We start from the raw sequence: 24093 nt of genomic DNA, 5'->3' as shown, positions 1-24093 counted from the left end.
GGAATCGGCGGAGAGTGACAGAGCATATCCCGGCCGTGGCGGGCAAGACGGATGGGCGCAAGCGGCGCTGGCACCAGCACAAGGTGGAGCGCCGCAACGAACTCGTTGACGGCACCATCGAGGCCATTCGGGTCCGCGGCCGCTTCCTGAGCATGGACGAGATCGCGGCGGAGATCGGTGTTTCCAAGACGGTGCTCTACCGCTACTTTGTCGACAAGAATGACCTGACGACCGCGGTGATGATGCGGTTCGCACAGATTACGTTGATTCCGAATATGGCCGCGGCGCTGTCATCCAACCTCGACGGCTACGAGCTGACCCGCGAAGTCATCCGGGTTTATGTGGAAACGGTGGCGTCCGAACCCGAGCCGTACCGGTTCGTGATGGCCAATAGCTCGGCCAGCAAGAGCAAGGTGATCGCCGACTCCGAACGGATCATTGCCCGCATGATCGCGGTGATGCTGCGCCGCCGCATGCAGGAGGTCGGCATGGACACCGGCGGGGTGGAACCGTGGGCATATCTGATTGTCGGCGGCGTTCAGTTGGCCACCCACTCCTGGATGTCAGCGCCGCGGATGACCAGCGACGAGCTCATCGACTATCTGACGATGCTGAGCTGGAGTGCGTTGTGTGGGATCGTGGAGGCCGGCGGGTCGCTGGAAAAGTTCCGCGAGCAGCCGCATCCAACGCCGATCGTGCCACCACGGCGACCCGTGGAATAGGCTGCCCCGCCAGGGCGGGGGCGCGGTTGGAGGTAGCGGTGCGGGCCCGGTAGCGGCTGCCGCGGCCGTTGCAGGCCGTTCGCAACGGCTAACATGCTTGAGGGGCATCCCGGGGGGAGACCAGGGTGCGCTGAGCCACGCCCTGCGAAGCAGAAAGGCCCGACCGCTATGTCCGTGCAGCTCACGCCGCATTTCGGAAACGTACAAGCCCACTACGACCTGTCCGACGACTTCTTCCGGCTGTTTCTGGACCCGACCCAGACCTACAGCTGCGCATACTTCGAGCGCGATGACATGACGCTGGAAGAGGCGCAGCTGGCAAAAATCGATCTGTCGCTGGGAAAGCTCAAGCTCGAGCCGGGGATGACGTTGTTGGACATCGGCTGCGGCTGGGGCGCGACCATGCGGCGAGCCATCGAAAAGTACGACGTCAACGTCGTCGGCCTGACATTGTCCGAAAACCAGGCGGCCCACGTCCAACAGATGTTCGACAAGTTGGACACCCCCCGCACCAGGCGGGTTTTGCTGGAAGGTTGGGAAAAATTCCACGATCCGGTCGACCGGATCGTCTCGATCGGCGCTTTCGAGCACTTCGGTCGTCAGCGCTACCCACGCTTTTTCAAGATGGCCTACAACGTACTGCCCTCCGACGGCGTGATGCTGCTGCACACCATCGCTCGTCCCACCTTCAAAGACGCCCGAGCGCAGGGGTTGACCCTGACCCACGAAATCGTGCACTTCACTCAATTCATCCTGGCTGAGATCTTCCCCGGCGGCTGGCTGCCAACGATCCCAACGGTCGAAGAGCACGCCACCACGGCCGGTTTCAAAGTCACCCGGGTTCAGTCGTTGCAGCTGCACTACGCGAAGACACTGGACACCTGGGCAGCGGCGTTGGAAGCCAATAGGGAGAAGGCGATCGCGATCCAGTCCGAGAAGGTCTACGACCGCTACATGAAGTACCTCACGGGTTGCGCGAAACTGTTCCGCGAGGGCTACACCGACGTCAACCAGTTCACGTTGGAGAAGTAGCCGACGCGCTCTTTTAGTACGTGTAGAAACCGCGACCGGATTTCTTTCCCAGCTGGCCGGCCTCGACCATCCGCAGCAACAGCGGCGGCGGTCCGTACAGCGGCTCCTTGAACTCCTCGAACATCTTGTCCGCGATCAGTTTGAGCGTGTCGAGGCCGACGAGGTCGGACAAGCGCAACGGTCCCATCGGATGCGACAGCCCGGCGACGACGGCCTTGTCGACATCTTCGACCGTGGCGAACCCGGCTTCGACCATCCGGATCGCCGACAACAGATACGGCACCAAAAGGGCGTTCACCACGAAACCGGATCGGTCGGAGCAGCGCACCACCTGCTTGCCCAGGACGGTGCCGGCGAACTCCTCGGTGCGCGCGGCAGCGGCCTCGTCGGTGACCAGGGTGGTGACCAACTCGACCAGCGGCAGCACCGGGACCGGATTGAAGAAGTGCAGACCCAAGACCCGCTGAGGGTTCTTGGTGGCCGCGGCAATTCTCATGACCGGGATGCTGGAGGTGTTGGACGCCAGCACCGCGTCGGGATCGCTGACGACTCGGTCGAGTTCGGCGAAGATCGCGGCCTTGACGGCTTCGTCTTCGACCACGGCCTCGATCACCAGCTGCCGGTCGGCCAGGTCGTTCAGGTCGGTGGTGAAGGTGAGGTTGCTCAGCGCGCGGTCCCGCTCGCGCTCTGTCACCTTGCCCGCGCTGACGCCTCGCTCCAGCGATTTCACGATGCGGTTGCGTCCTGCCGTGACCAGCGCCTCGTTCGTTTCGAACACCGTCACTTCGACGCCCGCGCGGACCGAGACCTCGGCGATTCCGGACCCCATCTGTCCGGCCCCGATCACCCCTACCCGCTGAATCGCTGCGTCACTCACTGTTACCTCTTCCGAATCGGATTGTCCTGCACCGCAGTAGGCCCCGCCCAGGTTGGCTGGGCAGGGCCTACGCTGTCAACTTCGCCCGCGAGCAGTCGCAGACTCGCATCAACTGCGCAGCAGAAGTGCGAGTCTGCGGCTGCTCGGCCAGCTCAGTGAAACTGGCCCTCTTCGGTCGAACCGGCCAGCGCCGTGGTCGACGACGTCGGGTCCACCGTGGTGGCGATCCGGTCGAAGTAGCCGGCACCGACCTCGCGCTGGTGCTTGGTGGCGGTGTAGCCGCGCTCCTCGGCGGCGAACTCGCGCTCCTGCAGCTCGACATAGGCGCTCATCTGGTTGCGGGCGTAGCCGTAGGCCAGGTCGAACATCGAGTAGTTGAGCGCGTGGAAGCCGGCCAGGGTGATGAACTGGAACTTGAAGCCCATCGCACCCAGCTCCTTCTGGAACTTGGCGATGGTGGCGTCGTCGAGGTGCTTGCGCCAGTTGAACGACGGCGAGCAGTTGTAGGCCAGCAGCTGGTCGGGGTATTCGGCCTTGACACCCTCGGCGAACTTCTTGGCCAGCTCCAGGTCCGGGGTACCGGTCTCCATCCAGATCAGGTCGGAGAACGGCGCGTAGGCCTTGGCACGGGCGATGCAGGGCTCCAGGCCGTTCTTGATCCGGTAGAAGCCCTCGGCGGTGCGCTCGCCGGTGATGAACGGGCGGTCACGCTCGTCGACGTCGGAGGTGATCAGCGTGGCCGCCTCGGCGTCGGTCCGCGCGATGACGACGGTGGGAACACCGGCGACATCGGCCGCCAGCCGCGCCGAGGTCAGCGTGCGGATGTGCTGCTGGGTGGGGATCAGCACCTTGCCGCCGAGGTGGCCGCACTTCTTCTCCGAGGCCAGCTGGTCCTCCCAGTGGGTGCCTGCCACACCCGCGGCGATCATGGCCTTCTGCAGCTCGTAGACGTTGAGCGCGCCGCCGAAGCCCGCCTCACCGTCGGCGACGATCGGCACCAGCCAGTTGTCGACGGAACGGTCGTTCTCGACCTTGGCGATTTCGTCGGCGCGCAGCAGCGCGTTGTTGATGCGACGGACGACCTGCGGCACCGAGTTGGCCGGGTACAGGCTCTGGTCCGGGTAGGTGTGGCCGGACAGGTTCGCGTCACCGGCGACCTGCCAGCCCGACAGGTAGATGGCCTTCAGGCCGGCGCGCACCTGCTGCACGGCCATGTTGCCGGTCAAGGCGCCCAGCGCGTTGACGAAGTCCATCTCGTGCAGCTGCTCCCAGAGCACCTCGGCGCCGCGACGGGCGAGAGTGTGCTCCTCGACGACGTGGCCCTGCAGGGCGACGACATCCTGGGGGGTGTAGGTGCGGGTGATGCCCTGCCACCGGGGGTTGTGGTCCCAATCGTGCTGGATTTGCTCAGCGCTCTTCGGGGTGCCAACCACAGACATTGGACTGCTCCTAACGGTCACTCAATTTGCTGGACTGCTGAGACCACGGCGCGATCGCGACGGTGCCGAAGGCTCAGCTTCACTGGTGTGCTAATCCGACCATGGCACAGCCAGCTAACCTGGTCTACCCATTTCATTTGCCAAGTTCAGCAATGACTTTGGGCGATCTTGCTAATTTTGCAAAGTCGCCGCTCAACTGAACCGTTACAGAACCTACCCGCCAGTAACGGCAAAGTCGCAGGTCAAAGCGCGGATTTGCGGGTAGGGGCCGACGCTAGCGGGCGAAGATGGCTGCGACGGCTTTGGTCTCGTCGCCAACCGCATATGTGAGCGTTGTAACAGTACGGTCAGTCAGTCCGGAACCGAATTGTTCGGTCGAGCCGGGCGGATGAACGTGCGAGATGATCTCCAGCTTGTCGCCGAGCGCCACCGGCGCCTCGTGCTCGATGGTCACCCGCAACGGCCCGGCCAACAGGTCGGTGTGACCGGCCAGGTAGTCCTCGATCACGCTCCAGTACACGGAGTTGTTCATGTGGTCGAACAAGTCGATGTCGGTGACCCGGACCGGGAACTCGTGGATTTCGGTGGCGTCATCACGGCTGCCCGGCTTGAGATAGCCCTTCCACCGCAGCCGGTCAACCGACGTTGTCTTGTGCAAGCCCGCGAGGAAGTCGTCGGCGATGCGTGCCGGCATCTCGGTTTCCCGGTTGACGTGGATCCAGAACGCTTCGGATTCGATCAGCCCGCCTTTGCGTCCGTCTATCCGAACGCGCATCTCACACCACCGGTTGGAGGTTCCCGAACACCACCGTCGGCACCGCAGCATGTCCTGGAACTCGATCGGCCGGATCATGTCCACCATGGTCCGGCGGACTATCCACAGCGGATGGGTCTCCTCGAAGCCCATCTCGCGCAACTGGTCCTGGCCGATGTCCTGGATATGCCGGCACGCCGCGTCCAGACGCAACCGGCCGGTGCGGTCGATGTCGCCGACCCGCAGTGGCCACTCGCGATCGAACACGCTGGGGTGACCGTCCGGTACCGGCATCAGTTCTTTGTCCAGGCTCACGGCGCTACTCCCCGTTCCCTCCTCATGCAAACCCCAGGCTGACCCTGAAAGCCTGATGCGAATCATGCCAACGACGCCTTGAAAACACCAATCGGAACACCGGTGGCCGCCCAGATGCGAACTCTGCGAAAGATGGCTTAGCACAGCCGGTACGCTCGGTGAAGTGTCCAAGACGTTCGTCGGGTCCCGGGTCCGCCAGCTGCGTAGCGAGCGTGGGTTCAGCCAGGCGGCGCTGGCTCAGATGCTGGAGATCTCGCCGAGTTACCTCAACCAGATCGAGCACGACGTCCGGCCGCTGACCGTGGCGGTGCTGCTGCGGATCACCGAGGTGTTCGGCGTGGACGCGACCTTCTTCGCCTCCCAGGACGACACCCGGCTGGTCGCCGAGTTGCGGGAGGTCACCATGGACCGCGACCTGGATATCGACGTCGACCCGACTGAAGTCGCCGAGGTGGTCAGCGCACATCCGGCCCTGGCGCGGGCGATGGTCAACCTGCACCGGCGGTACCGGATCACCACCGCACAGCTAGCCGCCGCCACCGAGGAGCGCTTCTCCGACGGCAGCGGCACCGGGTCGATCACCATGCCGCACGAAGAGGTGCGCGACTACTTCTATCAGCGACAGAACTACCTGCACGAACTGGACACCGCCGCCGAGGACCTGACGATCCAGATGCGGATGCACCACGGCGATCTGGGCCGCGAGTTGACCCGGCGACTCACCGAGGTGCACGGGGTGCACATCAACAGGCGGATCGACCTCGGCGACGGCGTGCTGCACCGCTACGAGCCCATTTCCAAGACGCTGGAGATCAGCAATCACCTCGCCCCCGGCCAGCAATTGTTCAAGATGGCCGCCGAGCTGGCTTTCCTCGAGTTCGGCGACCTGATCGACACGCTGGTTGAAGAGGGCAAGTTCACCAGCGACGAGTCACGCACCCTGGCCCGGCTGGGACTGGCCAATTACTTCGCGGCGGCCGCGGTGCTGCCCTACCGTCAATTCCACGATGTCGCCGAGAATTTCCGCTACGACGTCGAGCGCCTGTCGGCGTTCTACTCGGTGAGCTACGAGACCATCGCGCACCGGCTGTCGACACTGCAACGGCCGTCGATGCGCGGCGTGCCATTCTCCTTCATCCGGGTTGACCGCGCCGGCAACATGTCGAAACGCCAGTCCGCCACGGGTTTTCACTTCTCCTCCAGCGGCGGAACCTGCCCGCTGTGGAACGTCTACGAGACGTTCGCCAATCCGGGCAAGATCCTGGTGCAGATCGCCCAGATGCCCGACGGCCGCAACTACATGTGGGTGGCCCGCACCGTGGAGCGACGCGCCGCCCGGTATGGTCAGCCCGGCAAGACCTTCGCGATCGGACTGGGTTGCGAACTTCGCCACGCGCACCGACTCGTCTACTCGGAAGGACTCGACTTGTCCGGGGATCCGAACACCGCCACCCCGATCGGCGCGGGTTGCCGAGTATGCGAACGCGACAACTGTCCGCAGCGGGCCTTTCCCGCGCTCGGCCGCGCGCTCGACCTCGACGAGCATCGCAGTACCGTGTCCCCCTACCTGGTCAAGCAGCCATGACAGGGGACCAGGTCGCGCGCATCCCGTCGGGCCGGTTACGCCAGCTGGGTCCGATCAACTGGGTTCTGGCGAAGCTGGGAGCACGTGCGGTCCGCGCACCGGAGATGCATCTGTTCACCACACTGGGCTACCGCCAGTCGCTGTTCTGGGCCTGGCTGATCTACGGCGGCCGGCTGCTGCGCGGTCGGCTGCCCCGAATCGACACCGAGTTGGTGATCCTGCGGGTGGCGCATTTGCGATCGTGCGAATACGAGCTGCAACACCATCGCCGGATGGCGCGCGCCGCGGGGCTGGATGCGCAGACACAAGCCACGATCTTCGCGTGGCCGGACGTTCCGGAGGGCGACGGGCCCCGGAAGGTGCTCAGCGCCCGGCATCAGGCGTTGTTGAAGGCGACCGACGAGTTGATCAAGGACCGGTCGATCACCACCGAAACCTGGCAGCAGCTGGCGACTCACCTCAAACAGCGTCAGCTGATCGAATTCTGCATGCTCGCAACCCAATACGACGGGCTCGCGGCGACGATAACGGCGCTCAACATTCCGTTGGACAACCCGCGCTAGCTGGTTCAGAGATAGATGTCGGCCAGCACCGCCAACGTCAGCCCCACCGGCAGAATCGGCAGGCCGAACGCGAAGGCCGCCCACAGGTGGTTGCTGCGCCAGCGCAGCAGCAGACCGCCCAACACGGCGCAGACGGCCAGCACACCCGACAGCAGCAGCACCGCCACGCTCCAGCTACTCACCGTGGTGACGTCTTCGCCGATCGAAATGGCCACCAGCCACAGCACATAGCCGGTGGCCACACCGCCGATGCCGCCCAGGAGGGTCTCGGTGCGAATCATCGAGGTGACTCAGAAGTTGATCATGTGCCCGGTCAGGCCGTGGAAGCACTCCTGCAGCGCCTCCGACATGGTCGGGTGTGTGTGGACGTTGCGGGCCAGTTCGGTGGCCGTCAGATCCCACTTCTGCGCCAGGGTGAGTTCGGGCAACAGCTCGGAGACGTCGTGGCCGATCAGGTGCCCGCCCAGCAGTTCGCCGTGTTTGGCGTCGGCCACCAGTTTGACGAAGCCGCTGGGGTCGCCCAGTCCGTGGGCCTTGCCGTTGGCGGTGAACGGGAATTTCGCCACGACAACGTCGTAACCCTCGGCGCGGGCCTGGTCCTCGGTGAGTCCGAAGCTGGCGACCTGAGGTTGGCAGAACGTCGCCCGCGGCAACATCCGGTAGTCACCCAGCGCCAAAGTCTCTGCGCCGGCGATGGTTTCGGCCGCGACCACGCCCATGGCCTCGGCGACATGGGCCAGCATCAGCTGGCCGGTGACATCGCCGATGGCGTAGATGTGACCGACACTGGTCTGCATGTACTCGGTGATGCCGATGGCCTTGCGGTCGGTCAGCGCAACGCCGGCCTTGTCCAGTCCGTAGCCGTCGACATTGGGCGCAAAACCGATGGCCTGCAATACCTTCTCGGCCTTGAGCTCCTCGGATTTACCGTCCTTGCTGACCACCACGGTGACCTCGGAGCCGTTGTCGGTGATCGACTCGCACTTGGTACCGGTGAGAATTTTGACTCCCAGCTTCTTGAATTGCTTCTCGATCTCCTTGGAGACCTCCGCGTCTTCGTTGGGCAAGGCCCGCGGTAGAAATTCCACGATGGTCACGTCGACGCCGTAGTTCTTGAGCACATAGCCGAACTCCATACCGATGGCGCCGGCGCCGGCAATGATGATCGACTTCGGCAACTCCCGGGACAGGATCTGTTCCTCGTAGGTGACGACGTTGGCCGACAGCGACGTGCCGGGCACCAGCCGGGTGCTGGCACCGGTGGCGATGATGGCGCTGTCGAAGGTGACCTCTTGGGTACCGCCGTCGTTGAGATCGACCGAGAGCGTGTTGGCATCGGTAAACCTGCCGTAGCCGTGGATCTCGGTGATCTTGTTCTTCTTCATCAAGAAGTGCACCCCGGCGACGCGCCCCTCGGCCACCTTTCGGCTCCGGTCGAAGGCGACGCCGTAGTCGAAGGTGGCCTCGCCGCTGATGCCGAAAGCCTTGGCGTCCTTGGTGAAGATGTGCACGAGTTCGGCGTTGCGCAGCAACGCCTTGGACGGAATGCAGCCGACGTTGAGGCAGACGCCGCCCCAGTACTTCGGCTCGACGATTGCGGTGTTCAGACCGAGCTGCGCGCAACGAATGGCGGCCACGTATCCGCCCGGACCGGCCCCGAGGACGACGACGTCATAGTGAGTCACGGGCACTACCCTAACGGCTGCAATGCCTGGGCAGGGACCGAGTCACGGCAGTAGCGGCGGCGATCCCACAGCCGTCGGCGACGCGCGGCGACCGGCATAGCCGCCGCGATCCGCTCGCGGCCGTGACGATGCGGTTCTCGGCGGAGACCGGGAGGTGCCCGCGCCCGTCCTATCGAACGCGGACGCTAGTTACTTCGCCAATTCAGCGCGGGGGCCGGAGACTCGACCCTAGAATTGACACGATCGAAAGAAATGAGCGCAATGGGAATCACCGATATCTGCGAGCATCGTTGCGCCCCGGCAGATCGCCGGGCCATCCTCGGGTCAGCGGCACCATCACGGCGTCGATGCTCGCCGTAAGCGGGCTGCCGTCGTGGTCGTTCACCACGATCGAACGCTCTATTGCGACGCTGCCGCCGATCGAGGAGGTTTGGGCTACGCTGCCCGACACAGTGGCGACGGCCCAACTGAAGCGGCGTGAAAATCTGCTCGGTGTCGCGACTCTTTCCTGTCCCGCGATCGAACTCCTGCATCTCCTCATATCCAGCCTGGGTATTTTCCACACGATCATTCGCCACCCGCCCTCCGTGAAAGCCAGCACTAAGCAGACCCTGATAGCGGGTGGGCTCGACGGCAGCGTGCTGCTGGTCAACAAGACGATGACGGTGCGGCTGGATAACCAGCACTTTCTGTTCACCGGGGCGGGCGACTTCACCATCAATCGCCGGTTGTTACACCGCGTCGCCGCGGAACTGGGTCTTGCCAAACGTGCAGTGAAAGATTGCCGGATCAATCCGGCGGATTACTGCCCCGAATCCGAGCTGGGGCTATTGAAGGGCATTGTGTCGCCTTTTTTCTCACCCTCGGTAGCACAGCCCACATTGCAAGGGGTAGTGCTCATTGCACCAGCGGAGGTTGATCGGGCCCAAGCGCACATGGTTGCGATATCGCTTTCGCCATTTGAGAGTCTGGTTGTGCGGCTCGCTGACTTGCCCGCATTGGTGCAGCATTACGCGGCACGCGCATATCCCGACCTCAAGCGGACCACACTTGGTGCTCAACTCGGCGGGGTCGGGGGCCCGCGCGGATAACTGCCCATGCGCTGCCTCCGGGACGCGGTGCCGAAGGTGACCGGATTCGGTAATACCGTCGTGGCGCGTCGCTGAACGCCCGCCGCCCGGTCGGCCAGGGCAGATCATCGACCTGGGCGACTTCGACCACCGACCGGGCCGCGTCGGCGACTGCTTGGACATGTGCTGACGCAGCCGAAGTGTGAAGGGCGCGTCTGGGGTGAACGGCCCAGCCGGGTCGAGAAGCCGGCATTGACAGTTGGCCGCACAGACGACTTGTGCAACTATGTCCAATACAGTCGTATTCTATACGATACATTCGTATACGACACGGGATCCGGCGGCGTCAGCTTCACAGGCTGAGATGAACTGGAAGGAGTGGCGACGGTGACATTGTGGGTCGTTCCTGACGACGTGGCGAGCGCGGCTGGCGCCGTGGCGGTGCTGAGCGCTCGACCGGCGCACGCCCCCGCCGCTGCCGCGCCGCCGATGTACACGGTGGCGGCAAATGTCGGCTAAGCGAGAAGCGTCCAGTTGTCGCGGGGATGCCAACGCCGACGGCCTCAATCGCGCAACGCGTCGCAGTAAACCCCGACCAGGCAGGTCGTCGAAGCAACGCGCCCGCGCGGCCGGCGTCGCACTGGGAGCACTCGCCCTGACCACCGCCGCCAGTGCCAACCTGGATGGCCCGGCACCCCAATCAGTGATGAATTCTTCTCAGCTCAGCGCAGGCCGACTCGCCATCACGCTGAGCGCCCACGAGGTGTTCAAACTCGATACCTGCACAACAGAGGACCCTGGCGATTCCGTCACCACATCCACCGACCGTTCCGACGGCACGGGAGAAACGCCGTCAAACAACGCGACCAACAATACCCATACGTCACGTATCCGCATTCCCGAGCCCTGGCCGATAAATGCCCTGGCCCTTCTCTCCGATTCCGAAGAAGCCGAAGCCGTGGGAAATCTTCGGGCCAATTTCGATGATTCCGAAGAATCATCGAGCGAATCACTCGAACCTACTAATCCCGCGGAAACGGTCAGAAGGATATTCGAGGAAATCGACACGCCGGAGGTAGAGGAGGTATTAAGAACCCAATTCACGCCAACGAATTTGTCCTCGATACGAACCGCAGAGACTCCTTATTACATACCTGACGTCGGCTGGGTAGATGAGAGATTCGCCAGCAGATTCAGGAATGAGCTCGATGAGATACAGGAACAGCTCAACCAATTTAACCCCGACATAAATGAGAGCAAGGTCGGGTTTTCGAGAGAGAACATTGACGATCACTTAACTAACCTGCGCGCGAATTTGCCTGAAAATCCCTGGTCAGATCAGCCTGACAGTTCCGAGTCAGATGCGATTCTATTGAGCGGGGAAGAAAGTAATTCGGTATTTGCTACTCTCGGTAACAGTCCTTCCGACAATAACCTCTCGAACAGTAATATTCCCGACTACAGCGCGGTCGACTATGAGGTGAATACCGAGGCATCTTCAATGCAGATCCCGTTGATCGACCCCTACGCTGACACACCTGATTATCACGGTATGAGCGTTGCGGCGCTTTCGGCGTTGGCATATACCAATTTAGTCGGCGCCGACGACAACTACGTTACCGTAGCCGACGCTTTCGATATAACGAGTTCCAACGATAACAATTGAACGCTGATGGCGGTTAAAGACTTCGGCGAGCCGGTTGGCTTTTGGTTGTCAGATCGGTTGCCAGGTGCATCAGCGGGCAACCAGATTTGTCATAGGCAGCAGCCCGCTCACGGTAATGACGCCCGGGTGCGGCAACGGAAGTATGACAAAGCAAACGGGAGTAGTGGAATGAGTGAAATGACGTATCCGGTGGGACCGACATCCCCGGCGGCCTTCGTCGGCGCGCGGGAGTCATTGCGTGCTACCCGGCTCACGACCGACGCCGCTGCTACGCCAGCGACTACCACGCCGGCCGCCCCGGCGGGCAGTCCGAAATCGCCAAGCACCGTGCAAGCCGCGGTGAACACACCGGCAGCTCATGAGCTGAGCCGCTCGCAGGTTGGCCCTCATCGACCCGCTGGTGGCTCTGCGGCCCGCGATGCCGCGATGGTCCCGACGGCGCTCGCAGGTGGTGCGAAATGACGGCGCCGCTGTGGTCGGCGTCGCCGCCGGAGGTGCATTCTGCGTTACTTTATGCGGGCCCAGGGCCGGGCTCGTTGCTGGCCGCGGCGGAAATCCGGACAATGCTGAGCGCGGAGTACGCCTCAGTGGCCGAGGAATTGACCGCGGTGCTCGCCGGGATCCAAGCCGGCGCATGGGACGGTCCCACCGCGGAGTGTTGTGCCGCGGCCTATGCGCCGTACACCGCGTGGTTGCTGCAGGCCAGCGCCGACAACGCGCAAGCCGCTGCTGCTCACCAGGCCGCCGCAACAGCCTATGTGAGTGCCTTGGCGACGATGCCGACGTTAGGCGAGTTGGCGGCCAACCATGCCACCCATGCCGTGTTGGTGGCGACGAATTTCTTTGGCCTCAACACGATCCCGATCGCCCTGAATGAGGCCGACTATGTGCGGATGTGGATCCAGGCGGCCACCACGATGAGCGTTTACGAAATGACCACTGCCGCCGTCCTAGCCTCCGTACCGCGCACGAGTCCGGCACCGGTCGTCGTCAAACCCGGGACAGGCGTCATCGGCGATATCGCGGCCGGGGTTGTCCAATTCGGCCTCACGCCATGGCAGCAATTTTTACAGGCGTTCCAAGTATTTCTTACCGTAGAGCTCTTCACGATGGTGGAATTTATTGGCTACTTTCTAATGGGAATAGTATTTACCGGACCGATGCTTGTTGAGGCCTTCGTGTTGTTATTTAGCCAGCCCGCTACCGCATTTCTCATGCTGCAGGTTCTCTATTTGCTTTGGAGTCTGGTCGCCTCGTACGCCTTTTCTCTGGTGCTCAACCCGTTCTTTTTCATAGGCGCGATCCTCGAATGGATTCTCGACGGCGCGGGTCTTGGTCTTGGTCTTATTCCGGGTTTGGCGACGTCAATTGCTGAGGGAATCGCGCTGTCGACGGCCGGGGTGGCCACCGCTGCTGCCGAGTCGAGCGTGGCCGCGCTGACCGCTGTGCCGGCGGCGGGTGTGGCTGTTGGCGCGCTAGGGCCATTGGCGGGGGTATCGGCGGCATTGCCGCAAGCGCCGGTGGTATCAGCAGTAACGATGGGGGCTGCGTCGGGGTTATCGGCCTCGGCCGCGCCGGCTGATCAGGGCGCTGGCGTGATGGGGTTTGCCGCGACCACACCCACCGAGGCAGTGGTGCAGGCCGGCGGGTTGGCCGCGATCGGCGGCGGCGAGTCGGGTGGTTGCGCGCAGGTGCCCATGCTGCCGACCGGTTGGCAACCAGGTTTGGCCGACGCTGCCCACACCGTGCTCACGAGCGCCTAATACGGGATGACGCCAACCAGACAGTGGTCCACCCCGCTGGCCGCGGCGGGAATCCGGACAACGCTGAGCGCGGAGTACGCCTCAGTGGCCGAGAAATTGACCGCGGTGCTCGCCGGGCGGCAACGCCCCGATACACGGCCAGGCCAGGACACACCGTGGGCCGGCGAGTTCGGCCACCGGCCGGGCCGCGTCGTCGACTGCCCGGCTACACAGGTGACATATGCAACTATGTCTGATGCAGATATATGTTGTCTAATACACCCGTATACCGCTGCGGCTGGCCGACGTAGTCTGCTTCACGGTGTGAGAGCAGGTGAAAGGGGTTGTGGCGGCTACGTTGCGGCTCGACCCTTACGACGTGCGGGCGCGCCTGCCGCCGCAAACGCGCTGAGCGCTCGACTGCCGGCCGCCAATGCCGCCGGCGCAGTTTCGATTCCACGGTGGTGACACATGCCAGCTGAGCCCGAAGCATCCAGTTCTCACAGCGATGCCACGGCTGATGACCCCAACCGTGCAGCGAGTCACCGCAAACCCGGCCCAGACAGGTCGCCGCGACAACGCGCCCGCGCGGCAGGGGTCGCGCTGGGAGCACTCGCGCTGACCAGCGCTGCCAGTGCCAACCTGGCTGTCCCGACATCCCCATCGGCGATGAGTGCTCAGCTCAGCGCAGGCCGACTCGCCATCACGTTGAGCGCCCACGAGGTATTCAAACTCGATATCTGCACAACAGACGACACTGGAAATTCGGCCACCGACCCTACCGACACGACTACCACTTCCAACAACGATTCCACCGGCATCGACGAAACGCCGACGAACAACGACACCAGCAATACCAATATCGCACGCATCCGTATCCTCGAGCCCTTGCCGGTAAATGTTCTGGCCTATCGCGATGATCGCGAAGAATCGTCGAGCGAATCATCGGAGCATACTAATCCCCTCGTGACGGTCACAAGGATTTACGCGGAAATCAACACAGCAGAGGCAGAGGACGATTTCAGAACTGAATTTACCCCAGCGAATGTATCATCGACAAGAACCGCACAGACTCCTTATTACATACCCGACGTTGGCTGGGTGGACCGCGAGTTCGCCAGTAGCTTCCGGGAACAGCTTGAATCGCAATTAGAAACCATCATCGCCTTTGACACTACTCATGATAGCCTTATTGGACTTTCCTACGACCACATTGATGATCACCTAGATACTTTGCACTCGACTATGCCTCAGGCCGAAGACTTTGAGTCAGACGAGACCGAAAGTTCTGAGTTAGGCGAGGTAGGGATGAGACGAGAAAGCAATTCAAATAATTACCTGGGCGACGAAATTGTCGCCGGCCGGGCCAGTCCATACGATAATTTTTCCAACAATAACGCCCTTGGCAATAGCGGCCCCGACTATGGCGCGAACGCCGAGCCACCGCCAACGCGAATTCAGTTTGCCGAACCCTACCCCGACGTGCCTGATTACGAAGCTATGAGCGTTGCAGCGCTTGAGGCGTTAAACTATGACAATATTTCAAACAACAATAATTGAACTTTGATGACGACGGAAGGCGGGGGCTGGCCGGCCGATTTTTCGGTTGCGGGGCGGTCAGATCACCGGCGCGCGCCAGATCTGTTCTTGGTCGAATCAGTGCAGTGGTAGGTTGGCGGGCCGGGGTCGTTGGCGGACCCCGGATGTGATCTTCACAGCCGGCGCGGCGGGGATGGTGCAGCTCGAGAGCGGGCCGCGGCTGACATGGTATCCCTCGACCCTCCTATGCCCCGAATGCGCGGGTAGTCGACACTGCGATGACACTGGCAGATCGGGTGTCCACCTACGGATGTGGGCATACCGCCGACAGGCACACACGCGGCGCCCCATCTGATCCAGCCACACCCCTCACGAGCCCCGCCGAACCTCGGACCCCCAAACTGGGGGTACCGCCCGCTTGCGGGGGAGCGGCCGGCCACCAATGTCCGCCAACGGGACACCCTCACGTTGATGAAACCAGCCCGAAATACACGGAAACCGACGTTCACACCGCCCCGGCGGCCTGAACCGACGACGCCCCGGGAAGGGCGGTGCAGACATTCGTCAGAGTTGTTCGACACGCTTTAATACGGAATGACGCCGACCAGACAGTGGCCCACCCGCTCGCAGTAGTAATAGCCGTACAGCGGTGCCGCCGCGGCGACCGAGGCAAACGGCCCCGACATCACCCCGATTGACATTGCCGCGATCATGGGCCGGCCCTGCACCATCGACAGAATCAAGCCGCCCACGGTGCACGCGACCACATAAACCAGGACGACAAAGACGGCCGCCGTCTTGTCCAGCGTGTGATACCACCAATAGAACAGACTCAGCCCGATTTCGGCCGTGCCAAACCACACGCCGAGGATGACCAGCAGCAACTTCCACCACTTCAGGTACTGGTAGCGGCCGGGCACCTGCACCGGTGCGGCAGCCGGCTCGCCCGTCGACGCATCGGCGGGCGCTTCCGCGACAGGCGGGGCCGAGGACGGGCTTTCAGGTTCCTCCTTGGGCTGCGTCGCCGAGTCAGCCTTCTCCGCGTGGGCGGCCAACAGGGGTAAGGGCTGCGAGCCGGTGTCGAAATCGGGCACGAACGGTGCCGTCCCAGGGTCCGAAACGTGATCCTGGTCAGCCTCTTTGTCAGCCACCGGTTGCCACCTCGATCGCCACCAGCACACCGAACCAGCCCGGCGCCAGCGCGAGGATGAAGGCGCCCAGCGTCGTTACCCAACGGCGCCCGGAAAACAGAATGATCGCCAGCCCGAGCACGCTGGGAATCGCGACCACCAGCGCAATGACGATGTCCGGCCGCAGCGGCGTATGAACCAGGACTGTTCCCGCCACTCCGGCCAGCAAGCCGACCGCGTTGCCAACCAGCATGGCGCTCGTCAGTAGCCGCGCACGTGGAAGGGGAATCACGTTGTACGACCTTACTGCGGTCACGCCCCGGTGGCCCGGCACGCTCCCGGCGCGTTGTCGGCGACAACCTCGCCACGTACCGGCGGCCGCTCACCCCGTGCGTACGCCAGGCCGGTGATCACTGGAACAGCTTCGACCTGGGCCTTCTCTTCGTCGCTGAAAACCCGGCCGCGACTGAGGAAGCGCACGCCCTCGGGGGCTTCCAGGCTGAACCCGCTGCCGCGGCCCGGTACCACGTCGATAACCAGTTGGGTGTGCTGCTCTCGATATTGAGCCTGGTACTGCGGACCCGAGATCCATACCGGCACGCCCGGTTCCGTCACATCGAGCACCCCGAGCAGGACGTCGCGGTCACCGACGAGGAAGTCCCCTTGCGGGTAGCACATCGGCGAGGACCCGTCGCAGCAGCCGCCGGACTGGTGAAACATCAGCGGACCGTGCTGCTCGTGCAGCCGGGCCAACAACTCGGCGGCCGGCGCGGTGATGACCGCACGGCTGGGCGGGTTCATGACAGCCCGAGCATCAGAACAATCCCAGCGCCTTGTCGGAATAGGACACCATCAGGTTCTTGGTCTGCTGGTAGTGCTCGAGCGCCATCTTGTGGCACTCGCGGCCGAAGCCGGACAGCTTGTAGCCGCCGAACGCCGCGTGCGGTGGATAGACGTGGTAGCAGTTGACCCACACCCGCCCGGCTTTGATGTCGCGCCCGGCCCGGTAGGCGGTATTGCCGTCGCGGCTCCACACACCAGCTCCCAGACCGTAGAGGGTGTCGTTGGCGATGCCGATCGCGTCGTCGTAGTCGGTGAACGACGCGACCGCCACCACCGGCCCGAAGATCTCCTCCTGGAAGATCCGCATCGCGTTGTTGCCGGCGAAGATGGTGGGCTGCAGGTAGAACCCGCCGGCCAAGTCACCACCGAGGTCGGCACGCTCACCGCCGGTGATGAGCTTGGCGCCCTCCTCCTTGCCGATTTCGATGTAGGACAAGATCTTCTCGAGCTGGTCGTTGGAGGCCTGAGAGCCCAGCATCGTCTCGGTGTTCAGCGGGTCACCTTGCCGAACCGCCTTGGTCCGGATCGCCGCCAGTTCCAGGAACTCGTCGTAGATGTCGGCCTGGATCAGGCTGCGCGACGGGCAGGTACACACCTCGCCCTGGTTGAGGGCGAACATCGTGAAACCCTCCAGCGCCTTGTCCTGGAAATCGTCGTTGGCCGCCATCACGTCGGAGAAGAAGATGTTGGGGCTCTTGCCGCCGAGTTCCAGGGTGACCGGAATCAGGTTCTGCGAGGCATATTGCATGATCAGCCGACCGGTCGTGGTCTCGCCGGTGAAGGCCACCTTGGCGATCCGGTTGCTGGACGCCAACGGTTTACCGGCCTCGAAGCCGAATCCGTTGACCACGTTGACCACCCCCGGCGGCAGCAGGTCAGCGATCAGCGACATCAGGTACAGGATTGATGCCGGGGTCTGCTCGGCCGGCTTGAGCACCACGGTGTTGCCGGCGGCCAGCGCCGGCGCCAATTTCCAGGCGCCCATCAGGACGGGGAAGTTCCACGGAATGATCTGGCCGACCACTCCCAGCGGCTCGTGGAAGTGGTAGGCGACAGTGTTCTCGTCGATCTGGGAAAGCGTGCCCTCCTGGGCGCGGATCGCCGCGGCGAAATACCGGAAATGGTCTGCGGCCAGCGGAATGTCGGCAGCCAGCGCCTCCCTGACCGGTTTGCCGTTGTCCCACACTTCGGCCACCGCCAGCGCGGCCCGGTGTTCGTCGATGCGGTCGGCAATCTTGTTCAGGATCGCCGCCCGCGCGGCGGGCGCGGTCTTGCCCCACCCCGGCGCCGCGGCGTGCGCGGCGTCGAGCGCCTTGTCGACGTCGGCCTCGTCGGACCGCGGTATCTCACAGAACGGCTGGCCGGTCACCGGCGTCAAGTTTTCGAAGTAGCGGCGCTGGGCGGGTGCGACCCATTCGCCGCCGATGAAGTTCTCGTACCGGGATTCATACGACATCAGCGCACCGGCGGAACCCGGACGTGCAAAGACGGTCATCTTTTCGGCTCCTCGCTAGATCATGTAATACAGCTCACACTACCGCCGGGGCAAGAATGGCTTCCATGACATCTGAGGCGCCCGACGACCCGCACCTGTGGCTTGAAGACGTCACCGGCGAGAACGCACTGGACTGGGTGCGCGCACGCAACGAGCCGACGCTGACCCGGTTCTGTGGCGGCGATTTCGAACGGATGCGGGCCGAGGCGCTCGAGGTGCTCGACACCGATACCCGGATCCCCTACGTGGTGCGCCGCGGCGACTACCTCTACAACTTCTGGCGCGACGCCGCCAACCCGCGCGGGCTGTGGCGGCGCACAACGCTGGACAGCTACCGCGCCGACAACCCGGAATGGGACGTGCTGATCGATGTCGACGAACTCGGACGAGCGGACGACCAGAAATGGGTGTGGGCCGGCGCCGGCGTCATCGAACCCGACCACACTCGCGCGCTGATCGGTCTGTCGCCCGGCGGCTCGGACGCATCCGTGGTGCGTGAATTTGACATGCGGACACGCCAATTCGTCGACGGCGGATTCGAGCTTCCGGAAGCCAAGTCCCAGATCTCCTGGCAAGACCCGGATACCGTGCTGGTGGGCACCGACTTCGGCGCTGATTCCCTCACCGAATCCGGCTACCCTCGCGTCGTCAAGAGATGGCGCCGGGGCACCCCGCTAGCCGAGGCGGAGACGGTGTTCGAGGGCGCCCGTGCCGACGTCCGCGTCATGGCATCGGTGGATCGCACCCCCGGCTTCGAGCGCACCATGATTGCGCGGGCACTCGACTTCTGGAACGACGAGGTCTACGAGCTGCGCGGCGCAGAGCTGATCCGCATCGATGCGCCCACCGACGCCAGCGTGTCCGTGCACCGCGAATGGCTGCTGATCGAACTGCGCACCGACTGGACGGTAGCCGCCACCACCTACCCCGCGGGCGCGCTGCTGGCCGCGGACTACGACGAATTCCTTGCCGGCACAGCGCAATTGCGTGTGGTATTCGAACCCGACCCGCATACCGCCCTGCATCAGTACCTGTGGACCCGCGACCGGCTGCTGATCGTGACCCTCGCCGACGTCGCCAGCCGCGTCGAAATCGCCACCCCAGGCAGCTGGCAGCGACAAGGGTTGGCGGGCATCCCCGCGGCGACCCACACCGTCGTCGTCACCGCCGACAACCACGGCGACGAGTTTTTCCTCGATTCCAGCGGATTCGACACGCCGTCGCGACTGCTGCGCGGCACCGACGACGGACAACTCGCCCCGATCAAGTCCGCGCCCGCCTTCTTCGATGCCGAAAACCTCACGGTGGCGCAGTATTTCACCGAGTCCGACGACGGGACGGCCATTCCGTATTTCGTGGTGCGGCCCGTGGCCGCCGACGGACCCGGTCCCACGCTGCTGAGCGGCTACGGCGGCTTCGAGACGTCCAGAACGCCCGCATACGACGGCGTGCTGGGCCGGTTGTGGCTGGCCCGCGGCGGCACCTACGTGCTGGCCAATATCCGCGGCGGCGGCGAGTACGGACCTGGCTGGCACACCCAGGCGATGCGCGCTGACCGGCACAAGGTTGCCGAGGACTTCGCCTCAGTTGCAACGGATTTGGTGAGACGGGAGCTCACCACGGTCGAGCAGCTCGGTGCCCGGGGCGGCAGCAACGGCGGGCTGCTGATGGGCATCATGCTCACCAAGTACCCGGAGAGGTTCGGCGCGCTGGTCTGCGATGTGCCACTGCTGGACATGAAGCGCTATCACCTGTTGCTGGCGGGAGCCTCCTGGATGGCCGAATACGGCGACCCCGACAATCCCGACGACTGGAAATTCATCTCCGAATATTCGCCGTACCAGAATATTTCGGCGGACCGGAAGTACCCGCCGGTGCTCATTACCACCTCCACCCGCGACGACCGCGTCCACCCGGGCCACGCCCGCAAGATGACGGCCGCCCTGGAGGCCGCCGGCCATCAAGTCTGGTACTACGAGAACATCGAGGGCGGGCACGCCGGCGCGGCCGACAACGAGCAGCTGGCGTTCAAGTCGGCGTTGAGTTACTCCTTCCTGCACCGGATGCTGGGCGAGAGCCGGTAACCCTGTCAGCGGGTCAGGAGCGGACGTCTAGCACCAGGCATCTTCGGGCCGCGGCCGAGCGTTTCTTCTCCGGACGCGGCGCCGTCGTGGTGGTCGGTGCGCGGTTCATCGACGGGCTGCGCCAGGCCAACGGGATCGTTGCCGGGGCGGCCCACCTGGGGTGGTGGCGTTTTCGGCGTTCAACACCCTCGGGGGCGCCGCGTGGGTCGCCCTACGGGTGTTGGTCGGTGACTACTATCGGGGCGATCTACGCGGATTTCCAGCGCCACGAGAAATACGTATGGGCAGCGTCAGCCGCCCTGGCCGTCGCCCTGCTGATCCGTGACTGCTCAAACGGCGATCCGGGCATGGCACGGAAGCGCAAGAAACACAAGACGTCCCGTGCGCCTCGCAATGGCGCACCCTTGACACTGAAGTCCCCCAGCGGCTTCGCTTCGGCTATGCCTACTTCCCGGCCTAGTCCCCCGTCTAGTCCCTCACCTAGTCCCCGGTCGATACCGGACTTCGAAACGCTGCTCTACTCGGCAGCCGGCCCAGTCGCCACCATCACGTTGAATCGCCCGGAACACCTCAACACGATCGTCCCGCCCATGCCCGACGAGATCGAGGCAGCTGTCGGGCTGGCCGAGCGCGACCGAGACATCAAGGTCATCGTGCTGCGCGGCGCCGGACGCGCCTTCTCCGGTGGTTACGACTTCGGCGGCGGTTTCCAGCACTGGGGTGAGGCCATGATGACCGGCGGCAAGTGGGATCCGGGTAAGGATTTCGCCATGGTCAGCGCCCGTGAGACCGGTCCAACGCACAAGTTCATGGCCATCTGGCGGGCGTCGAAGCCGGTGATCGCGCAGGTACACGGCTGGTGCGTGGGCGGCGCCAGCGACTATGCGTTGTGCGCCGACATCGTGATCGCCAGCGAGGACGCCGTGATCGGGACACCCTACAGCCGCATGTGGGGGGCTTATTTGAGCGGGATGTGGCTGTACCGCCTGAGCCTGGCCAAGGTCAAGTGGCATGCGCTGACCGGCCGGCCGTTGACCGGTGTCCAGGCCGCCAAGGTCGAGCTGATCAACGAGGCGGTGCCCTTCGAACGGCTCGAGGCGCGAGTCGCCGAGATCGCCACCGAGCTGGCACGAATCCCGTTGTCGCAATTGCAGGCCCAGAAGCTGATCGTCAACCAGGCCTACGAAAACATGGGACTGGCGTCCACCCAGACGTTGGGCGGCATTCTCGATGGCCTGATGCGCAACACCCCCGAGGCGTTGGACTTCATCACGACCGCCCAAACCCAGGGGGTGCGGGCAGCGGTCGAGCGCCGCGACGGCCCGTTCGGCGACTACAGTCAAGCCCCTCCGGAGCTGCAGCCCGACCCGAACCACGTCATCATCCCTGATGACACTGCATAGTGAGCTGGGCTAGGAATATGACCGAAGGTGACGGTCGACGCTATGCCGGGAGCCGAAAAGTGTTACCGTAACAACTATGTCTCGGCTGAGTTCTCGCCTGCGCGCAGGCGTTGTTTTCCTCGCGTTGGGTGTCGCCGCAGTGGCTGTTCCGAGCACCGCTACGGCCGATTCCACGGAAGACTTTCCGATTCCTCGCCGGATAATCGCCACCACCTGCGATGCCGAACAAATACTCGCGGCCACCAGGGACACCAGCCCGGTGTACTACGAGCGGTACATGATCGACTACAACAACCATGCTCAATACCAGCAGGCTACCCAGGACAAGGTGCACTGGTTCTTCTCGTTGTCACCGGCGGACCGCCGGGATTACTCCGAGCACTTCTACGATTCCATCGATCCCCTGTGGTGGGGCTGGCGCAACCACATGAAGATCTTCTTCAACAACAAGGGCGTTGTCGCCAAGTCCACCGAGGTGTGCAACCAATACCCGCCCGGCGATATGTCGGTGTGGAACTGGGGGTAGGCACCGGCGTGCGTCGAGATCGGCGGTGCGCGACGGTCGGGGAACTCCCGGTCTTCGACCGCGGCGCCGGTCATGGTGATGGCGGCGACGTGGAGGGTGTCGGCGTGGGTGTGCGTGCCGGCGACGATGAGCACTGATTCCGCCAAGGTGGTGGTGTGCCTTCTGACGAGCGTTGAGGTGGGGGTTCACACCGGCCAGGGCGGGCAGACAAGCCGTTGATGAGGAACGGCCGGGCTCCTGATTAGGTCAAGTCCGGCGTGCTCAAGACGCGCACCACGCGGGCCGGGCAGATCAAGTGAAGGACAGCCCAGTAGGGCGGCGGCCAGACTCAGGGTCACGACCTGCGCGGTAACGCTGTTTCATCATCAATGTCAGACCCGGCTGCGATGATGGGGTTATGTCTTCGGCCGCGTCGTTGGGCTGTGCGCCCATGCTGCCGACGGAGCACCTTGAGGTGTTGTTTGCGGAGTTGTCGGAGTTGGCCGGTCAGCGCAATGCGATTGATGGGCGCATCGTGGAGATCGCCGCGGAGATGGATCGCGACGAGCTGTGCGGAATGACGGGTGCGCGGTCGGTGGCGGCGTTGCTGGCCTGGAAGCTCGGCTCGTCGTCGACCAACGCCCACACGATCACCACGGTGGCGGGCCGGCTCGAGGAGTTCCACCGGTGTGTGGCGGGCATGCGGGAAGGGATCAGACTTGCCCATGACGACGCGGCGAAGTTCGACGCCGCGCTGGCCTCTCATCGTGAGGCGCTGATCGCCGAGTGAAAACACGACCACGACACCGCCGCGGGCGCCTCAGATACCGCGCCGCCGGTGCCGAGCACCGTCGAGGCGTTCCTGCGGCTGGTCGAGACCGGCTGGGACGCCGAGGCGACCCGCCGCCCCCACGGCCAACACACCACGGTGGTGGTGCACGTCGATGTCAAGGACCGCATCGCCGCACTGCATCTGGGTCCGCTGCTGTCTGACGCCGAGCGCCGCTACCTCAGCTGCGATGCCACCTGCGAAGCCTGGTTCGAACGCGACGGCCAGCTCCTCGGCGCCGGGCGGGCGACCCGCGTGATCAACCGCCGGCTGCACCGCGCCCTGGAGCACCGCGACCAAACCTGCGCAGTACCCGGGTGCGGGGCCACCCGCGGCCTACACGCCCACCACCGACGCCATTGGGAAGACAGCGGCGCCACCGAACTGGACAACCTGGTACTGCTTTGCCCCTATCACCACCGCAGCCACCACCGCGGCGTCATCACCATCACCGGCCCCGCCGCCAATCTCAGCATCACCGACACCTGCGGCCGACAACTCAGCGCAGCATCGCTGGCACGCCCACCCACCCAACCCCCGCCCGCTGTCGCGGCCTATCCCGGGCCCACCGGCGAACGCGCCGACTGGTGGTGGGACGACCCCTTCCAACCCCACCACCAGCACCACCAGACAACTGAGTTGGTGGCCGGCCCGGTCATTGTCAGCACCGGATCGGAGGTTAAACGGGTTGGCACATCAAGAAACTCGTTCGCGATACACCCACGGCCATCGCCAACAATCAAGGCCGACGACCACACCCACACCCCAACGCCCACGATCCCGCGACGACGTGCGCACTAACGTGAGCCAAGTCG

General features: G+C 63.9%; 21 protein-coding genes and 1 pseudogene. 13 read left to right on the top strand and 9 right to left on the bottom strand.

Annotated features, from left to right (window positions below; genetic code table 11):
- Positions 1–14: 14 nt before the first annotated feature.
- Both B4U45_RS17665 and pcaA read left to right on the top strand, forming a co-directional pair.
- Positions 15–722, top strand: coding sequence for a TetR/AcrR family transcriptional regulator (locus B4U45_RS17665; RefSeq protein WP_075548139.1), 708 nt, complete (start codon positions 15–17; stop codon positions 720–722).
- A 168-nt stretch (positions 723–890) separates the two neighbouring features.
- Positions 891–1754: a cyclopropane mycolic acid synthase PcaA gene (gene pcaA, locus B4U45_RS17660; RefSeq protein WP_075548140.1), complete on the top strand. Its 864-nt coding sequence runs from the start codon at positions 891–893 to the stop codon at positions 1752–1754.
- Positions 1755–1767: 13 nt separating this feature from the next.
- On the opposite strand, the gene B4U45_RS17655 is transcribed toward pcaA, so the two are convergent.
- From B4U45_RS17655 to B4U45_RS17645, 3 genes are all read right to left on the bottom strand, one after another.
- Positions 1768–2631: a 3-hydroxybutyryl-CoA dehydrogenase gene (locus tag B4U45_RS17655; RefSeq protein ID WP_075548141.1), complete on the bottom strand. Its 864-nt coding sequence runs from the start codon at positions 2629–2631 to the stop codon at positions 1768–1770.
- 152 nt (positions 2632–2783) lie between these two features.
- Positions 2784–4070 (bottom strand): isocitrate lyase, encoded by a 1287-nt coding sequence (gene aceA, locus B4U45_RS17650; protein WP_075548142.1) that lies wholly within the window; start codon positions 4068–4070, stop codon positions 2784–2786.
- Between the two features lie 274 nt (positions 4071–4344).
- Entirely contained in the window at positions 4345–5139 is a 795-nt protein-coding gene (locus B4U45_RS17645; protein WP_083154560.1) for an acyl-[acyl-carrier-protein] thioesterase, read from the bottom strand.
- A 163-nt stretch (positions 5140–5302) separates the two neighbouring features.
- Between B4U45_RS17645 and ramB the strand changes: the two genes are divergently transcribed.
- Together ramB and B4U45_RS17635 are read left to right on the top strand one after the other, a co-directional pair.
- Complete coding sequence (gene ramB / locus B4U45_RS17640; protein WP_075548144.1) at positions 5303–6724, top strand: acetate metabolism transcriptional regulator RamB; 1422 nt, start codon at positions 5303–5305, stop codon at positions 6722–6724.
- Positions 6721–7287, top strand: coding sequence for a carboxymuconolactone decarboxylase family protein (locus tag B4U45_RS17635; protein WP_075548145.1), 567 nt, complete (start codon positions 6721–6723; stop codon positions 7285–7287). Before ramB ends, B4U45_RS17635 begins: the two co-directional genes overlap by 4 nt.
- A 5-nt stretch (positions 7288–7292) precedes the next feature.
- Here B4U45_RS17635 and B4U45_RS17630 read toward each other — a convergent pair whose 3' ends face one another.
- The gene (locus B4U45_RS17630; protein ID WP_075548146.1) at positions 7293–7568 is read right to left on the bottom strand and encodes a hypothetical protein; all 276 of its coding nucleotides are present in this window, start codon (positions 7566–7568) and stop codon (positions 7293–7295) included.
- Between the two features lie 9 nt (positions 7569–7577).
- A complete protein-coding gene (gene lpdA, locus B4U45_RS17625; protein WP_075548147.1) occupies positions 7578–8972 on the bottom strand; it encodes a dihydrolipoyl dehydrogenase in 1395 nt (464 codons plus the stop codon).
- A 347-nt stretch (positions 8973–9319) separates the two neighbouring features.
- On the opposite strand from lpdA, the gene B4U45_RS17620 reads away from it, so the two are divergent.
- The 5 genes from B4U45_RS17620 (at position 9320) to B4U45_RS17605 (ending at position 15010) form a co-directional block, all read left to right on the top strand.
- Entirely contained in the window at positions 9320–10063 is a 744-nt protein-coding gene (locus tag B4U45_RS17620) for a hypothetical protein (protein ID WP_131808325.1), read from the top strand.
- Between the two features lie 366 nt (positions 10064–10429).
- Positions 10430–10561, top strand: coding sequence for a hypothetical protein (locus B4U45_RS29920; protein ID WP_255245988.1), 132 nt, complete (start codon positions 10430–10432; stop codon positions 10559–10561).
- Positions 10551–11708 (top strand): hypothetical protein, encoded by a 1158-nt coding sequence (locus B4U45_RS17615; protein WP_131808326.1) that lies wholly within the window; start codon positions 10551–10553, stop codon positions 11706–11708. Before B4U45_RS29920 ends, B4U45_RS17615 begins: the two co-directional genes overlap by 11 nt.
- A 458-nt stretch (positions 11709–12166) precedes the next feature.
- Positions 12167–13471 (top strand): PPE domain-containing protein, encoded by a 1305-nt coding sequence (locus B4U45_RS17610; RefSeq protein ID WP_075548149.1) that lies wholly within the window; start codon positions 12167–12169, stop codon positions 13469–13471.
- A gap of 450 nt (positions 13472–13921) precedes the next feature.
- Positions 13922–15010, top strand: coding sequence for a hypothetical protein (locus B4U45_RS17605; RefSeq protein ID WP_131808327.1), 1089 nt, complete (start codon positions 13922–13924; stop codon positions 15008–15010).
- A 563-nt stretch (positions 15011–15573) separates the two neighbouring features.
- Here the strand turns inward: B4U45_RS17605 and B4U45_RS17600 are convergent.
- From B4U45_RS17600 to exaC, 4 genes are read right to left on the bottom strand one after another with little or no spacing between them, the layout of a single operon-like run.
- A complete protein-coding gene (locus tag B4U45_RS17600) occupies positions 15574–16140 on the bottom strand; it encodes a hypothetical protein (protein ID WP_116671275.1) in 567 nt (188 codons plus the stop codon).
- Positions 16133–16411, bottom strand: a complete 279-nt coding sequence (locus B4U45_RS17595) for a putative holin (RefSeq protein ID WP_082275522.1) — start codon at positions 16409–16411, stop codon at positions 16133–16135. The genes B4U45_RS17600 and B4U45_RS17595 overlap by 8 nt, the downstream gene beginning before the upstream one ends.
- A gap of 20 nt (positions 16412–16431) precedes the next feature.
- On the bottom strand, positions 16432–16920 hold the full coding sequence (locus tag B4U45_RS17590) for a DUF779 domain-containing protein (RefSeq protein WP_075548152.1): 489 nt from the start codon (positions 16918–16920) through the stop codon (positions 16432–16434).
- Between the two features lie 13 nt (positions 16921–16933).
- Positions 16934–18457, bottom strand: a complete 1524-nt coding sequence (gene exaC, locus B4U45_RS17585; RefSeq protein ID WP_083154557.1) for an acetaldehyde dehydrogenase ExaC — start codon at positions 18455–18457, stop codon at positions 16934–16936.
- A gap of 65 nt (positions 18458–18522) precedes the next feature.
- Between exaC and B4U45_RS17580 the strand changes: the two genes are divergently transcribed.
- The 4 genes and pseudogenes from B4U45_RS17580 (at position 18523) to B4U45_RS17565 (ending at position 23916) form a co-directional block, all read left to right on the top strand.
- Positions 18523–20541 (top strand): prolyl oligopeptidase family serine peptidase, encoded by a 2019-nt coding sequence (locus B4U45_RS17580; RefSeq protein WP_083154555.1) that lies wholly within the window; start codon positions 18523–18525, stop codon positions 20539–20541.
- A gap of 440 nt (positions 20542–20981) precedes the next feature.
- Positions 20982–21944: a crotonase/enoyl-CoA hydratase family protein gene (locus tag B4U45_RS17575; protein ID WP_075548165.1), complete on the top strand. Its 963-nt coding sequence runs from the start codon at positions 20982–20984 to the stop codon at positions 21942–21944.
- 76 nt (positions 21945–22020) lie between these two features.
- Positions 22021–22470: a DUF5078 domain-containing protein gene (locus tag B4U45_RS17570; protein ID WP_063472022.1), complete on the top strand. Its 450-nt coding sequence runs from the start codon at positions 22021–22023 to the stop codon at positions 22468–22470.
- 397 nt (positions 22471–22867) lie between these two features.
- A pseudogene (locus tag B4U45_RS17565) lies at positions 22868–23916 on the top strand (HNH endonuclease signature motif containing protein).
- Positions 23917–24093 lie beyond the last annotated feature (177 nt).

The organism is Mycobacterium persicum, from assembly GCF_002086915.1.
Taxonomy (GTDB): domain Bacteria; phylum Actinomycetota; class Actinomycetes; order Mycobacteriales; family Mycobacteriaceae; genus Mycobacterium; species Mycobacterium persicum.
Note: the sequence above shows the minus strand (reverse complement) of the source record. Positions and strands in the feature narration are given on the sequence as shown.